This window comes from Streptomyces sp. NPDC007856, from assembly GCF_042868225.1.
Lineage (GTDB): Bacteria > Actinomycetota > Actinomycetes > Streptomycetales > Streptomycetaceae > Streptomyces.
In genome coordinates this window covers 112,809-127,363 of record NZ_JBIAEC010000020.1, presented here as the reverse complement: position 1 = coordinate 127,363, position 14,555 = coordinate 112,809, and the positions used below count along the sequence as shown (strand labels likewise).

General features: G+C 71.6%; 13 protein-coding genes. 5 read left to right on the top strand and 8 right to left on the bottom strand.

The features are described 5' to 3' along the window. Positions 1-435 precede the first annotated feature (435 nt). From ACFYOH_RS36815 to ACFYOH_RS36805, 3 genes are all read left to right on the top strand, one after another. Complete coding sequence (locus ACFYOH_RS36815) at positions 436-2,019, top strand: TROVE domain-containing protein (RefSeq protein WP_388634998.1); 1,584 nt, start codon at positions 436-438, stop codon at positions 2,017-2,019. A gap of 174 nt (positions 2,020-2,193) precedes the next feature. Continuing rightward, positions 2,194-2,757, top strand: a complete 564-nt coding sequence (locus ACFYOH_RS36810; protein WP_388634996.1) for a 2'-5' RNA ligase family protein — start codon at positions 2,194-2,196, stop codon at positions 2,755-2,757. A gap of 61 nt (positions 2,758-2,818) precedes the next feature. Beyond that, positions 2,819-3,385 carry a TetR/AcrR family transcriptional regulator gene (locus tag ACFYOH_RS36805; protein WP_388634994.1) on the top strand — a complete coding sequence of 189 codons (567 nt, stop codon included), beginning with the start codon at positions 2,819-2,821 and terminating at the stop codon, positions 3,383-3,385. An 81-nt stretch (positions 3,386-3,466) separates the two neighbouring features. On the opposite strand, the gene ACFYOH_RS36800 is transcribed toward ACFYOH_RS36805, so the two are convergent. The 7 genes from ACFYOH_RS36800 to ACFYOH_RS36770 form a co-directional block, all read right to left on the bottom strand. Further along, positions 3,467-4,660, bottom strand: a complete 1,194-nt coding sequence (locus ACFYOH_RS36800; protein ID WP_388634992.1) for a TerD family protein — start codon at positions 4,658-4,660, stop codon at positions 3,467-3,469. 70 nt (positions 4,661-4,730) lie between these two features. After that, positions 4,731-5,720, bottom strand: a complete 990-nt coding sequence (locus ACFYOH_RS36795; protein WP_388634990.1) for a zinc-dependent alcohol dehydrogenase family protein — start codon at positions 5,718-5,720, stop codon at positions 4,731-4,733. Then, positions 5,717-6,544, bottom strand: a complete 828-nt coding sequence (locus tag ACFYOH_RS36790; RefSeq protein ID WP_388634988.1) for a carbohydrate ABC transporter permease — start codon at positions 6,542-6,544, stop codon at positions 5,717-5,719. Before ACFYOH_RS36790 ends, ACFYOH_RS36795 begins: the two co-directional genes overlap by 4 nt. Beyond that, complete coding sequence (locus ACFYOH_RS36785) at positions 6,541-7,476, bottom strand: carbohydrate ABC transporter permease (RefSeq protein ID WP_388634986.1); 936 nt, start codon at positions 7,474-7,476, stop codon at positions 6,541-6,543. Before ACFYOH_RS36785 ends, ACFYOH_RS36790 begins: the two co-directional genes overlap by 4 nt. Then, a complete protein-coding gene (locus ACFYOH_RS36780; RefSeq protein WP_388634984.1) occupies positions 7,473-8,837 on the bottom strand; it encodes an ABC transporter substrate-binding protein in 1,365 nt (454 codons plus the stop codon). The genes ACFYOH_RS36785 and ACFYOH_RS36780 overlap by 4 nt, the downstream gene beginning before the upstream one ends. Positions 8,838-8,913: 76 nt before the next feature. Further along, complete coding sequence (locus ACFYOH_RS36775) at positions 8,914-9,684, bottom strand: DeoR/GlpR family DNA-binding transcription regulator (protein WP_388634982.1); 771 nt, start codon at positions 9,682-9,684, stop codon at positions 8,914-8,916. 421 nt (positions 9,685-10,105) lie between these two features. Then, on the bottom strand, positions 10,106-10,915 hold the full coding sequence (locus tag ACFYOH_RS36770; protein ID WP_388634980.1) for an NAD-dependent epimerase/dehydratase family protein: 810 nt from the start codon (positions 10,913-10,915) through the stop codon (positions 10,106-10,108). Positions 10,916-11,128: 213 nt separating this feature from the next. Between ACFYOH_RS36770 and ACFYOH_RS36765 the strand changes: the two genes are divergently transcribed. Both ACFYOH_RS36765 and ACFYOH_RS36760 read left to right on the top strand, forming a co-directional pair. Further along, positions 11,129-12,070, top strand: coding sequence for a 5-dehydro-4-deoxyglucarate dehydratase (locus tag ACFYOH_RS36765; protein WP_388634978.1), 942 nt, complete (start codon positions 11,129-11,131; stop codon positions 12,068-12,070). Between the two features lie 31 nt (positions 12,071-12,101). Then, on the top strand, positions 12,102-13,265 hold the full coding sequence (locus tag ACFYOH_RS36760; RefSeq protein ID WP_388634976.1) for a hypothetical protein: 1,164 nt from the start codon (positions 12,102-12,104) through the stop codon (positions 13,263-13,265). Here the strand turns inward: ACFYOH_RS36760 and ACFYOH_RS36755 are convergent. Continuing rightward, positions 13,202-14,431, bottom strand: a complete 1,230-nt coding sequence (locus tag ACFYOH_RS36755; protein ID WP_388634974.1) for an MFS transporter — start codon at positions 14,429-14,431, stop codon at positions 13,202-13,204. The genes ACFYOH_RS36760 and ACFYOH_RS36755 overlap by 64 nt on opposite strands. Between the last annotated feature and the right edge of the window lie 124 nt (positions 14,432-14,555).

Sequence of the window (14,555 nt, the reverse complement as noted above, 5' to 3'; positions counted from 1 at the left end):
GCTACGAGCGCAAGGCCGAGCACTTCCTGGCCTTCACTGCCATCGCCTGCAGTCTCATCTGCTACCGCAGACTCTCCAAATGAGACGACGTCTAATTCGCTCGCACGTCCACAGCTGCGCCTCCTACAGTGAGATCACAACGTCACGCACCTCCCGGTGCGATGGCAGCGGCTACTTCCCTTTCCAGGAATGAAACAACAGCCGCAGCCGACTTGATCTCGGGAGGCGCAGCTCATGGTGGGTGTCCGGTGCGCAGGCAGCGGATACTTCATTGGGATCGGAAGGTTGCGGGTTCGAATCCCGTCACCGACTTCGGGTCGGTGTAGCTCAACGGACAGAGCATCTGACTAAGGACCGTCGCCGACCCTCGACCTCGGACACCCTCCATTTGCCGCGCCTCCCTCCGAAACAGCAATGAATTCGGGGGAATTCACCATGGCGCGATTCAACACGCGTGCCGCCAAGGCACAGCCGGCCTCGCCCGTCACCACCACCGGCCGCACTCTGCGGACTTACGAGCGCGGCCGGGGCCACGAGCGCGACGCACGCTCCGAGCTCTTCCTGCTCGCCGTCTCCAACTTCGTCACGCGGAACACCTTCTACGAGTCCGGCACCGACCGCGACGACCGGTTCGCCCAGCTCGTGCGCGACCTCGCCGTCAGCGACCCCGACTGGACGGCCGGCCTGCTCGGCTGGCTGCGCGGTGAGGGGCACATGCGGACGGCGTCGCTCGTGGGCGCCGCCGAGTACGTGCACGCACGGCTGACGGCCGGCGCGACCGACGGCCCGGCCAACCGGCAGGTCATGGACTGTGTGCTCCAGCGCCCGGACGAGCCCGGCGAGCTGCTCGGGTACTGGACGTCGAGGTACGGCCGTGCCGTCCCCAAGCCCGTCAAGCGCGGGGTCGCCGACGCCGTACGGCGGCTGTACCACGCCAAGTCGCTGCTGAAGTACGACACCGCGTCCAAGGGCTACCGCTTCGGCGACATCCTCAACCTGGTGCACGCGGCACCGGACCCGGACAAGCCGTGGCAGGGCGCGCTGTTCCAGTACGCGCTCGACCGCCGGCACCACCCCGACACCGCCGTGCCGCCCCCGTCCCTGCCGGTGCTCACCGCGCACCGCGAGCTGATGGCACTGCCGGTGCCGGAGCGGCGGTCGGCCGTCACCTCGCCCGGCGGTGCCGAGCGGCTCGCGGCGGCCGGGATCACCTGGGAGGCGCTGGCCGGCTGGCTCCAGGGCCCCATGGACAAGGCGGCCTGGGAGGCCGTGATCCCGTCGATGGGTGCGATGGCGCTGCTCCGCAACCTGCGCAACTTCGACGAGGCCGGGGTGTCCGACGAGGTCGCGGCCCGGGTGGCGGCGAAGATCAGCGACCCGGAGCAGGTGGCGCGCTCGCGGCAGTTCCCCTTCCGCTACCTCGCCGCCTACCGGCACGCACCGTCGCTGCGCTGGTCGTACCCGCTGGAGCAGGCGCTCGGCCACTCGCTGGCCAACGTGCCCGCGCTGCCGGGCCGGACGCTGGTCCTGGTCGACCGGTCGGGCTCGATGTTCTGGACGCAGTCCCAGGACCGCTCTGGGCTCACCCGGGCCGACGCGGCGGCGATCTTCGGCACCGCGCTCGCGCTGCGGGCGGCCGACGCCGACCTCGTCCAGTTCGGTACGACCAGCGACAGGGTGCCGTTCCGCAAGGGCGAGTCGGTGCTGAAGACCCTGGAGCGCTTCGGCAGCCTGGGCGGCACCGACACCACCGACGCGGTGCGCCGGCACTACCGGAAGCACGACCGGGTGCTGATCGTCACCGACGAGCAGTACGCCCCGAACCGGCACGGCGCCCCGACCGACCAGATCCCGGCCCATGTGCCCGTCTACACCTGGAACCTGGAGGGATACCGGCCGGGCCACGGACCGTCGGGAAGCGGGAATCGGCATGTATTCGCCGGCCTTTCGGATGCCGCCTTCCGCATGGTTTCCCTGATCGAGAGTGGTCGCGACAGCCGTTGGCCATGGCTTGCCTGAGTTCTGGCCCTGCGCGGCGGAGCTTGCGCGGACGCCCCGCCCGGGGGGCGGGACCATGATGGAACAGTGCCCTGCCCCCCGGCGCCTCGTCCTACGACGCCCGGCCCGTCCGAGGCCCCCCGTCCCGCCGCCGCTCCCGGTCGTCTGGAGTCGGACCCCACGCCGCGGAGCGCCGTGGCGTGGCTGCCGCCGGCCGGGCTGTGGCCTGCCATCCAGGGCATCCGTGCCGAGCACGACCCGCAGATCCGGCGCTGGCCGCCGCATGTCAACCTGATCTTCGGCTTCGTGCCGGAGGAGGACTTCCCGGCGGCGCTCCCGCTGCTGGCCGCGGCGGCCGTGGAATGCGAGCCCTTCGACATCCGCCTCGGCGGGGTCCGCTCCTTCCGTCACCGGTCCTACTCCACCGTGTGGCTCGACCCCGCGGCGGCCGGTGCCGCGCCCTGGACGGAGCTCCGGCGTGTGCTGGCGGAGCCCTTCCCGTCCTGCACGGACCGCTTTCCGCGCTTCACCCCGCACCTCTCGCTCGGTCGCACCCGCACCCCACGCGTCCTCGCCGCCGAATGCGCCGCCCGGCTCGGCGTGCTGCACGCGCGCGTGGACGAGGTCACCGTGCTGTCCCGCCGCGGGGACGGCCCCATGCGGACGCGTGCCACGATCGGCCTGGGCACCGGCGCGGTACGCCGCCACCTCGGACCGGACCCGGCGACCGGCGGATACGAGCCACCGGAGCGGCACTGACCGGGCGAACCGGGTCTCGCTAGGCTGTGGAGACGATCCCCGGTGTGCGAGGAGTTGCTGGATGCCGCAGGTCAGGCCCATGCGCGCGGACGCCCGGCGCAACTACGAGCGGTTGCTGAAGGTCGCGGCCGAAGCGTTCGCCGAGCACGGGGAGAACGCGTCGCTCGACGACATCGCCAAGCGGGCGGGCGTCGGCTCCGGCACTCTCTACCGGCACTTCCCCACCCGGCAGGCGCTGCTGGAGGCCGCGTACGTGGACCGGATGGAGGCGCTGGGGGCTCGGGCCGACGAGCTGGCGAAGGAACTGCCGCCGGGTGAGGCGCTGATGGAGTGGCTGCACGAGTTGTGCGTCGCCACGATTCAGGTGCGCGGGATGAAGGCGCTGCTGGGGTCGGCGGTCACGGACGGCAGCTCCGCCGCGTCGACGGCGTGCGCCACGACGGTGCAAAGGGCGGCGGGCCGGTTGGTGGAGGCGGCTCAGAAGGAGCGTGCCCTGCGGGCAGACCTACAGCCGATCGAGCTGCTGCGGCTGGCCCACGGGGTGGCGACGGCCTCGGAACTGGGGGGAGGGCAGGGCCGGGAGATCCGGCGGTATCTGACGCTGCTGACGCAGGGGCTGGCGCCCTGAAGGGCGCGAGGAACTCGCGGCCGGCAACGGTCCGCACCAAAGCGGCGATTTCCGGCCCCCCAGATCCCCGCACCCGACGGGCTACAGGGCTCGCGCCCCCGGCTCCACCATGTTTCTCACCGTCCGGGCCTTCACGAAGTCGCCCAGCGCCGTCATGTCCCACTCGCCCGAGAACTGGCGGATGAGCTTGGCCATCAGCACGCCCGTCTGGGGCTCGGCGTGGGTGAGGTCGAAGCGGACCAGTTCCTCGCCGGTCGTGGCGTCCAGCAGACGGCAGTAGGCCTTGGCGACCTCGGTGAACTTCTGCCCGGAGAAGGAGTTGACCGTGAAGACCAGGCCGGTGACCTCCTGGGAGAGGCGGCCGAGGTCGACCGTGATCACCTCGTCGTCGCCCGCGCCCTCACCGGTGAGGTTGTCACCGGAGTGTCTGATCGCGCCGTTCAGGATCGTCAGCTTGCCGAAGTAGCAGCTGTCGATGTGGTTGCGCTGCGGGCCGTAGGCGATGACCGAGGCGTCCAGGTCGATGTCCGCGGCATGGAACGCCGGCTCCCAGCCCAGCCCCATCTTGACCTGGGAGAGCAGCGGGCGGCCGCCCTTGACCAGGGACACCGTCTGGTTCTTCTGGAGGCTGACCCGGCCCTTGTCGAGGTTGATCTTCCCCGCGCCCGGTGCCGGGGAGGGCGGGGCCGGGGGAGCGGACATCGGCGGGGCGGGCGGGGTGACCGGGGGCTGCATGGTGGGCGCCGGCGGGGTGGCAGGCTGTGGCGGGGCCGCCGCCGCGGGCTCCTCCACGGTCACCCCGAAGTCCGTCGCGATGCCGGCCAGACCGTTGGCGTACCCCTGGCCGACCGCGCGGGCCTTCCAGACGCCGCCCCGGCGGTAGATCTCCACGACCACCAGCGCCGTCTCCGCGCCGAGCTGCGGCGGGGTGAACGTGGCCAGCACCGCACCGCCGTCCGCGTCGCGGATCGTGGCCGTCGGCTCGATGCCCTGGAAGGTCTGTCCGGCCGCGTCCGGGCTGGCTGTGACCACGATCTTGTCGATGTCCGGCGGGACGGCGGCGGTGTCGACCGTGATCGCGTCCGGCGCCGCACCGCCGCCGGAGGCGTATGTCACGCCCGGCCCCGCCGGCTGGTTGTAGAAGATGAAGTCGTCGTCCGAGCGCACCTTGCCGTCGGCCGTGAGCAGCAGGCCCGACACGTCGAGCCGCACCGGAGCGGCGACGTCCACCGTCACGCGCGCGGCCGGGAGAGGGATGTTCGAGCCAGGGGTCATAGCTGTCATGCCGGGTGAACGAACGACACCGCTTTACCGTTCCCTTACCCGCAGAAACTCGCCGAACGGCCTACGGCACGACCACGATCTTCCGTCCCACCCCGGCCGCGAACTGCTCCAGCGCCTGCGGGTAGCGCGCCAGCGGGATCCGGTCGCTGATGAACACCCGCGGGTCCAGCACCCCGTTCGCGAACAGCTCGGCCGCCCGCTCGAAGCTGTGCAGCACCGCCATGGAACCGGTGATGGTGATCTCCTGGTTGTAGATGCGGTACGGGTCGATGGTCACCCGGGTCGCGTAGTCGGCCACCCCGAACTGCAGGAACGTGCCCGCCTTCGCCACCCGGTCCAGGCCGTCCTGGATCGCCGCCGCGTTGCCGGTCGCGTCCACGACCACGTCCCAGCCCTGCGGGCGGTCCAGCTCGTCCGCGCTTCCCGCCGCGCCCGAGACGCCGAGCAGACGGGCGGTCTCCAGCCGGGCCGGGTTCACGTCGACCACGTCCACGCTCGCCGCGCCCGTCCGCTTGGCCAGCTCCAGCATCATCAGCCCCATGGTCCCGGAGCCGTAGATCAGCACGTGGGCGCCCAGGCGGGACCGCAGGACGTCGTAGCCGCGCACCGCGCAGGACAGCGGCTCGACCAGGGCCGCGTCCTCGGTGCGCACGTGCTCGGGCAGCTTCACGCAGTTGGCCACGGGTGCGACCGCGTACTGTGCCGCTCCACCCGCCGTCGTCACGCCGATCGCGCCCCATCGCTCGCACATGTTGTTGTGGCCGTCGCGGCAGTAACGGCACTCGTAGCAGTACAGGGAGGGGTCCACGGCCACCCGGTCGCCGACCGCCACCTCGGTCACCCGGCTGCCGACGCCGACCACCTCGCCCGCGAACTCGTGCCCGGGGACGATCGGCAGCTTGGGCGCGAACTCGCCCTGGAGGATGTGCAGATCCGTGCCGCACAAGCCGCAGGCCGCCACCTCGACGACGACCTCGCGGGGGCCCGGGGTCGGGTCGGGCACCTCGGTGACGACGGCGCGGCCCACGGACTCGATGACGGCGGCCTTCATTTCACAGCTCCCAACGACAGGCCCTGGACCAGCTTGTCCTGGGCGGCGAACCCCGCGGCGAGCACCGGCAGGGAGACGACGAGCGACGCGGCGCACACCTTGGCCAGGAACAGGCCCTGGCTGGTGATGAAGCCGGTCAGGAAGACGGGGGCGGTCTCGGCGACCACGCCCGTGAGGACTCGGGCGAAGAGAAGTTCGTTCCAGCTGAAGATGAAGCAGATCAGCGCGGTGGCGGAGATGCCGGGCAGGGCGATCGGGGCGACCACGCGCGCGAGGATGGTCGGCAGCCGGGCGCCGTCGATCTGCGCCGCCTCGATCACCGCCACCGGGACCTCGGCGAGGAACGACTGCATCATCCACACCGCGATCGGCAGGTTCATGGAGGTGTAGAGGATGACCAGGAGCCAGATGTTGTCGAGCATCCCGGTGTTCTTCGCGAACAGGTAGATCGGCAGCAGACCGGCCACCACCGGCAGCATCTTCGTGGACAGGAAGAAGAACAGGACGTCCGTCCACTTGCGGACCCGCCGGATGGACAACGCGTAGGCGGCCGGCAGGGCGAGGAGCAGCACGCAGATCGTCGACACCACGGACGCCACGGCGGAGTTGATCAGCGCCGGCCAGGGGCTCGCGCCGCCGCCCGCCCCGAAGAACTCGCGGTAGCCGTCGAGGGTCAGCGAGGCGGCGAAGGACGGCGGGTTGGTCGCCGCGTCCGCCTCGGAGTGGAAGGACGTCAGCGCCATCCAGGCGATGGGCAGGAAGAACAGGATCCCGACGAGCCAGGCCACGAGACCCAGCCCGTTGCGGCGGAGCGCGGCGTTCATGCGCGGGACACCTCCTCGCGGAACAGGGACGACACCACGCGCAGGGCGAAGGTCGCGATGATGATCGAGCCGATGACCACCAGGACGCCGGCGGCCGAGGCGAGGCCGTTCTCGTGGGCCTGGTAGAAGCTCTGGTAGACGGTGTAGGGCAGGTTGGCGGTGCCGAGTCCACCGGACGTGATCGTGAAGACCGCGTCGAAGTTCTGGACGATGTAGATCGAGCCCAGCAGGGCGCCGAGTTCGAGGTAGCGGCGCAGGTGTGGGAGCGTCAGATGGCGGAAGACCTGCCAGTCGTTCGCGCCGTCCACCCGCGCGGCCTCGATCTGCTCGTGGTCACGGCTCTGCAGCCCGGCGAGCAGGATCAGCATCATGAACGGCGTCCACTGCCACACCAGGGAGGCCTCGACCGCGAGCAGCGGAGTGTTGGAGATCCAGTCGGGCTGTGGGCCGCCCACATAGTGCAACAACCCATTGAACAGGCCGTATTCAGGGTTGTAGAGCACATGCTTCCACAGCAGGGCCGCGGCCACCGGGACCACGAGGAACGGGGCGATCAGCAGGGTGCGGACGACGCCCCGGCCGCGGAACCTCCGGTCCAGGAGCAGGGCCAGCGCCAGCCCGAGGACCAGGCTGACCAGCACCACCGTCACCGTGAGCAGCACGGTCGTCCAGACCGAGTGCCGCAGGTCCGCGTCGGTCAGGACCTGGCGGTAGTTGTCCAGGCCGGTGAAGTGGCGGGCCTTGGGATAGAGGGCGTTCCAGTCGAAGAAGGAGATCACCAGCGTGGCCACGAACGGCAGCTGGGTCACCACGATCATGAAGACGAGGGCGGGCATGAGGGGGGCCCGGGTGGCCCAGGCGCGCAGGCGGGCCGAGGGAGGCCGCGTGGCGCGTACCGGCGTGGTCGCAAGGGGTGCTGTCGTCGCGGTCATCGTCCCTCGTACTCCTTGGAGATCTTCTCGGCGAGCGCTTGAGACTTCTTCAGGGCCGAGTCGACGGACTGGCGTCCGGCGATGGCCGCACTGATCTCCTGGGAGACCTTGGTGCCGAGATCGGTGAACTCGGGGATGTCGACGAACTGGATGCCGGGCGCGGGGCGCGGCTGTACGCCGGGGTCGTTCGGGCGGGCGTTCTCGATGGCCTGCTTCGTCATGTCCTGGAAGGCGGCGGCCGACGCGCGGTAGTCGGCGTTGGTGTACGTCGACGCCCGCTTGCCCGCCGGGACGTTCGGCCAGCCGCTGGTCTCGCCGACCAGCCGCTCGTACTCCTTGCCGGACGCCCAGGACACGAACTTCCAGGCCTTGTCCGGATTGCGGGAGGCCTGCTGGATGCCCCAGGCCCAGGTGTAGAGCCAGCCGGAGGACGCGGTCTTCTCCACGGGGGCGGGGGCGTAGCCGAGCTTGCCCTTGACGGGGGATCCCTTCGCCTCCAGCAGGCCGGCCGCGGAGGTGGCGTCGTACCACATGGCGACCTTGCCCTGGGTCATGTCGTTGAGGCACTCGGCGAAGCCGGACTGGGCGGCACCGGACTCGCCGTGCCCCCGCACCAGGTCGACATAGAACTTCGTCGCCTTCTCGAACGCGGGGGAGTCGAGGTGGGCCTTCCAGTTCTTGTCGAACCAGGTGCCGCCGAAGGTGTTCACCACCGTGGTCAGCGGCGCGATCATCTCGCCCCAGCCGGGCAGGCCGCGCAGACAGATGCCCTTCATGCCGGACTGCGCGCCGTCCACCTGGGCGGCCAGGTCGGCGACCTGCTGCCAGGTGGGGTGGGCCGGCATGGTCAGGCCCTTCGCCGCGAACACGTCCTTGCGGTACATCAGGAAGGACGACTCGCCGTAGAAGGGCTGGCCGTAGAGCTTGCCGTCGGAGGCGGTCAGGGACTGGCGCATGGGCGCGAGGACGTCCTGTTCGTCGTACGACGGGTCCTTGGCGACGTACGAGCTCATCTCGTGCAGCCAGCCGTTGCGGGCGTAGATCGGTATCTCGTAGTTGCTCAAGGTCGCCACGTCGTACTGGCCCGCCTGGTTGGCGAAGTCCTGGCTGATCTTGTCGCGGACGTCGTTCTCGGGCAGGACCGTGAAGTTGACCTTGATGCCGGTCTCCTTGGTGAAGCGGGGGGCGAGCTTCTGGAGTTCGGTCATCTGGGGGTTGTTGACCATCAGCACGTTGATGGAGTTGCCACCACCGGTCCCGCCCGCACCGACCCAGCAGCCGGACAGCAGCGGGGCGAGCAGCGTCCCTGCGGCGGCCATGGCGAGCGTGGCTCGCGGCCTCCGTCGGCTCTGGGTTCGCATGGATCGCTCCTGGAAATATAGGGAAATAAGGGGCACTTGGCGGTGTGGGGGGCCTCTAGGGGAGTGGGTTGGACTTTCAGACCCTGACGACCTGCGGGCCCAGCAGGGAGTAGCGGTGGGCCTCGGCGGCCGGGAGCTGGGTGCTGGTCACGATCGCCTCCAGCGCGCCGACCTCGGCGAACCGGCAGAAGCTGACCGCGCCGAACTTGGTGTGCACCCCCGCGAAGACGGTGCGGCGCGCGGCCCGTATCGCCTGCGCCTTGACCTCGCTGACCGCCGGGTCGGGGGTGGTCAGGCCGTGCTCGCGGGAGATGCCGTTGGCGCCGATGTAGGCGAGATCGAGGACGAAACCGGCGAGCATCTTCGTCGTCCAGTGGTCGACGGTGGCCAGCGTGCCGGCCCGGACCCGGCCGCCGAGCAGCAGGACCTGGATCTGCTCGGCCTCGGCCAGGGCGCCCGCGACCGGCAGGGACGCGGTGACCACGGTGAGCGGCCGGCCGGCGGGCAGGGCCTCGGCGATGAGCTGCGGGGTGAAGCCCTCGTCCACGAAGACCGTCTCCGCGTCCCCGAGCAGCTCGGCCGCCGCGGCCGCGATCCGGCGCTTTTCGGGCACATGGCTGGTGGCCCGGAAGGCGAGCGTGGTCTCGAAGCCGGCGCTCTCCACCGGATAGGCACCGCCGTGCGTACGGCGGACCAGTCCGTGGTCCTCCAGGGCGCGCAGATCGCGCCGGATGGTCTCCTTGGCCACGCCCAGCTCGGCGGCGAGCGCGGTGACGTCGACCGAGCCGGTGGCGCGCGCGGCCCGCACGATCGCGCGCTGGCGTTCCTCCGCCGTCCCTGTGCTCATGTTCGTCACCCACCTTCCCGCGGAACTGCCCGTTCGGGCCCATGGGGGAAGTTCTACAGCGGCTGTGCGGCACTGACCAGGCCTGTTGCGGTCCCGATACTGCCCGTTCGTGCCCGTTCACCGAGGGCACTGCCCGGCGCGGACCTGGGAGGCTGTGTCCGGCGAGGTGGGAGCGGGCGTCCTGGATGCCCGTATGCGCCGGCGGGCGGGCCCGTTCGGTGCCCGCTCGCGCGCGTGGACGACGGTTTCGAGCCGCCGTAGCTCTTTCGGCCGGGCTTTTCCGGGCTTCCGGCGCCGGCCGGGGCTCGGGGCTGCACGGCGGCCGGGTCGCAGTCGTGGCGGCAGTCAGGCCCTCACCGTGGTGCCGGGCGGCCTGGCGGCATGGTGTCCGGTCGGGGCGCGACGTCCCCGTCCGGCAGGTTCAGTACGGCCAGATCGGCGGATCGTTCACGAAGTGCCCGCCGAGGTGGGTGTGTGCCGGGTTCTCCGGGTCCAGCTCGCCCTGCTCCGCGATCAGCTTCTCGGCGTACGGCTCGGAGTCGTCCCGCGGTTCGTACCCGAGCGCCCGGGCGGTGGTCAGGTCCCACCACAGCCGGGTGTTGGCGGAGGAGCCGTAGACGACGGTGTGGCCGACCTCGTCGGCGGTCAGGGCCGCGTGGAAGAGGCGGGCACCGTCGGCCGGGCTCATCCACACCGAGAGCATGCGCACGCTGGTCGGCTCCGGGAAGCAGGAGCCGATGCGCACGGACACGGTCTCCAGGCCGTGCTTGTCCCAGTACAGCTGGGCGAGGTCCTCGCCGAAGGACTTGGACAGGCCGTAGAAGGTGTCCGGCCGGCGCGGGGTGTCGACCGGGATCAGCGGCTCGCCCGGGCGCGGGGCCGGGGTGAAGCCGACGGCGTGGTTGGAGGAGGCGAAGACGATGCGGGGCACGCCCTCCTGGCGGGCTGCCTCGTAGAGGTTGTAGGTGCCCTCGATGTTGGACTTGAGGATCTTCTCGAAGGGCGCCTCCAGGGAGATGCCCGCGAGGTGCAGGACCGCGTCCACGCCCCGTACGGCCTCGCGCAGGGCCGCCGTGTCGCCGAGGTCGGCGGTGATCGCGTCCGGCGCGTCCTCGATGGGCCGCACGTCGAACAGGCGCAATGTGTAGCCGTACTCCGGCAGCAGGGACCGCATCAGGGTGCCGAGCCCGCCGGCGGCGCCGGTGAGCAGAACGGTGCGGGGAGCGGGCATCCTCGGTTCTCCTTGTGGCCAGAATTCACATACGTGGACACGCTAGAGACTTTCGCCGTGCACCGTCAAGTGTCGCGTGATGTCGGTGAATTCGCTCCGGGTGTTGCGAGTTTGCCTGCTTGACCTGCCGTAAGAAGGGCCCGTAGCGTGGTCGCGTTCAGAAATATGGACGCGGATCAGAAACATGCACCGGTGTGTCGCAAGGGAGAGCCCGTGACGCCAGCCCCTCTCACCGCACGGCTCGACGAACCGAGCGGGCCGCTCTTCTTTCCCGTCACGGCCTGTGGCCCCGACGGCTCGCTCGACCTCGACGTCTACCGCACCCACGTCCGCCGGGGCGTCGCCGCCGGTGCCGCCGCCGTGTTCGCCTGCTGCGGCACCGGGGAGTTCCACGCGCTGCTGCCGGAGGAGTTCGAGGCGTGCGTCCGGGCGGCCGTGGAGGCGGCCGAGGGGCGCGTCCCGGTCGTCGCGGGCGCCGGCTACGGCACCGCGCTCGCCGTCCGCTACGCCCGTCTCGCCGAGCAGGCGGGCGCCGACGGCCTCCTCGCCATGCCGCCCTACCTCGTCCTCGCCGGCCAGGAGGGCCTGCTGCGGCACTACAGGGAGGTCGCCGCGGCCACCGCCCTTCCGGTCATCGTCTACCAGCGCGACAACGCCGTCTTCACCCCGCGGACGGTGGTGGAGCTCGCCCGCACCGACGGGATCATCGGCCTCAAGGACGGCCTCGGCGACCTCGACCTGATGCAACGGATCATCAGTGCCGTACGCACCGAAGTCCCGGGCGACTTCCTGTACTTCAACGGTCTGCCCACCGCCGAGCAGACCCAGCTCGCCTACCACGCCCTCGGCGTCACCCTGTACTCCTCGGCCGTCTTCTGCTTCGCCCCCGAGATCGCCCTCGCCTACCACCGGGCCCTGACCGCGGGTGACTCCGTGACCCTGCGGCGCCTCCTGGACGGCTTCTACCACCCCTTCGTGGAGCTGCGCGCCCAGGGCCGCGGCTACGCCGTATCGCTCGTCAAGGCGGGCGTACGGCTGCGCGGTCTGGACGTCGGCGAGGTCCGGCCCCCGCTGCACGAGCCGGCGGAGGAGCATGTCAAACAGCTCGCCCAGCTGATCGAGCGGGGGTACGCGCTGCTGGAGGAGAAGGCGTGAACGAGCGTGGGTGCGGCTCGAAGGAGGGTGTGTGAAGGCGTCGGCGTTCGTCTACCCGTGGGACGTGGTCGGGGACCCCGAGGCCCCCGCGCGCATCGCCGGACTCGGCGTGGAGCAGGTGACCCTCGCCGCCGCCTACCACTCCACCCGCGCCCTGACCCCCCGCCACCCCCGCCACCGCATCGTCACCGCCGAGTACGCGGCCGTGCTCTACCCACCGGGCGACCGCTGGGCGGGCCGTGGCATCAGGCCGTACCCCGCCGGCCGCTGGGCCCCCGGCGACGCCTACGGCGAGGCGGCGGCGGCGCTGACCGCGGCGGGCCTGGAGGTGCACACCTGGGTCGTCCTCGCCCACAACTCCCGCCTGGGCGCCGAGCATCCGGACACCTCGGTGGTCAACGCCTACGGCGACCACTATCCGTGGGCGCCCTGCATCGCCCAGCCCGCCACGCGCGCGTACCTGGTCGACCTGGCCGCCGAGGCCGCGGTACGCCCCGGCGCGCACGGCACCGAGCTGGAGTCCCTCGGCTGGTACGGGCTCCAGCATCTGCACGCCCACGACAAGATCTCCGGGGTGGGCCTCGGCGAGGCCGGCCAGTACCTGATGTCCCTGTGCCTCTGTCCGTACTGCCGCACCGGGTACGCCGAACACGGCCTCGGCTCCAAGGAGTTGGCCGCCTCCGTGCGGGCCGCGCTGGAGCCGCTGTGGCGGGGTGCGGCCGGCGACGAGGGCTGGCCGACGGTCGAGAAGCTGCTCGGCGAGGAGAAGGCCGCCCGCACGCGCGCGTGGCGCGACGAGGTCGCCGGCACGCTCCAGGAGGAGGCTGTCGCCGCCGTACGCGCCGCCGCCCCGGCCGGCTTCCAGGTCCTGCTGCACGCCGACCCGGTCCCCTACCACTGCGGCGCCAACGCCGGCGTCGACCCCGCCCGCGTCCTCGCCGCCGCCGACGGCGTGGTGGTCCCCTGCACCGGCGGTACGGCCCTGCTGTCGCCCTTCGCCGAAGCTGCCCGGGAGCGGACGGTAGTGGCCGCCAACCTCACCGTCGTCACCGGGATGGGCGGCAGCCCCGGCACGCTCGTGGCGGACGCGGCACGCGCGCGTGCGCGGGGTGCGACCGAACTGCGTCTCTATCACGCTGGGTTGGCGTCGGACTCGGACCTCGCCGCGGTGCGCGAGGCGCTGTCGGCGCGCTGAGCCAGGGAGGCGGCCGTTCCGAGCAGTGCGAGGCCGTACAGCGGCAACAGCAGTGTCGGGGAGACGAGTTCGACCAGCGCCGCGCCGACGGCCAGTCCTACGGCGTTGGGGGTGAAGACCAGGGTCCCGGCGGTGGCCGTCGCCCGGCCGAGCAGGGGGCCGGGTGTCTCCCGCTGCACTGCGGTGAAGACCGCGACGAGCACGCAGGGCAGGCCGAGACCGGCCGCCGCCGAGGACGCGAGGGCCACCGGGTCCGACGGCACGGCGCGCGCGGCCACCGCGAGGGCCGTCAGCGCGATCCCCGCCGCCGCGAACCGGCGCGCGCCGAGCCGCCGCAGCGCGGCGCCCGAGACGAGCCCGGCCGTCACCGAACCGGCGCCCTGGACGGCGTACAGCACGCCCGTGTAGGCGGGGGAATGGCCGAGCCGGTCGACGACGGCGTACAGCGTCGTGCTGCACAGGGCGGTGAGGAGCATCGTCGTACCGCCCGCCCGGACCAGCGGGCGCAGCTCCGGGTGGCCCCACAGGTGCCGGACGCCCTCCGCGGTCTCCGCGCGCCAACCGCCGGACCGGGCGGGCCGTTGCTCGCGCACCCGCAGCAGGGCGTACAGCCCGGCGGCGACCGCGAAGGTGCCCGCGTCCAGGCAGGCGACGGCCGGACCGCCGAAGGCCGTGTACAGCCCCGCCCCGGTCAGCGGGGCGACGAGCTTCATGCCCTCGGTGACGGCCATGCGCAGCCCGTTGAAGTCGCCGAGGCGCTCCGGGCCGATCGCCGCGGTCACCAGGGCCGACTCGGCCGCGTCATGCACGACCTCGGCGGCGCCGTAGACCAGCAGGACGGTGAAGAGCAGCCACAGGCCGCCCGGGGAGTCCACGGTGCACAGGGTGAGCAGCAGGGCCGCCAGGCCCGCGTTCAGGGCCACCAGCAGGGGCTTGCGTGGCACGCGGTCGGCGATCGTGCCGAGCGGCGGGCCGGCCACGGTGGGGGCCCACAGGGCGAGCATGCACAGCGCGGCCAGGCCGTCGGACCCGGTGAGGTCCTTCACCCACACACCCGAGGCCAGAAACAGCGCGGAGTTGCCGAAGCCCGACACCACCACGGCCGCCAGATACAGCCCCGCGTTGCGGTCCCGCAGCACGCGGAGCAGGGTCCAGGAAGTCGTCATGCCTGCTCATCGTGGGTCTAAGGAGGGCCTGCGCGGATCGGTGAGGTGCCTCATCCCGGAGGCCCGGCAGACGGCGGCAATCCGTCGGAACCTGTCGGTAATGCCCCTGGGGCGCCCGCACGAC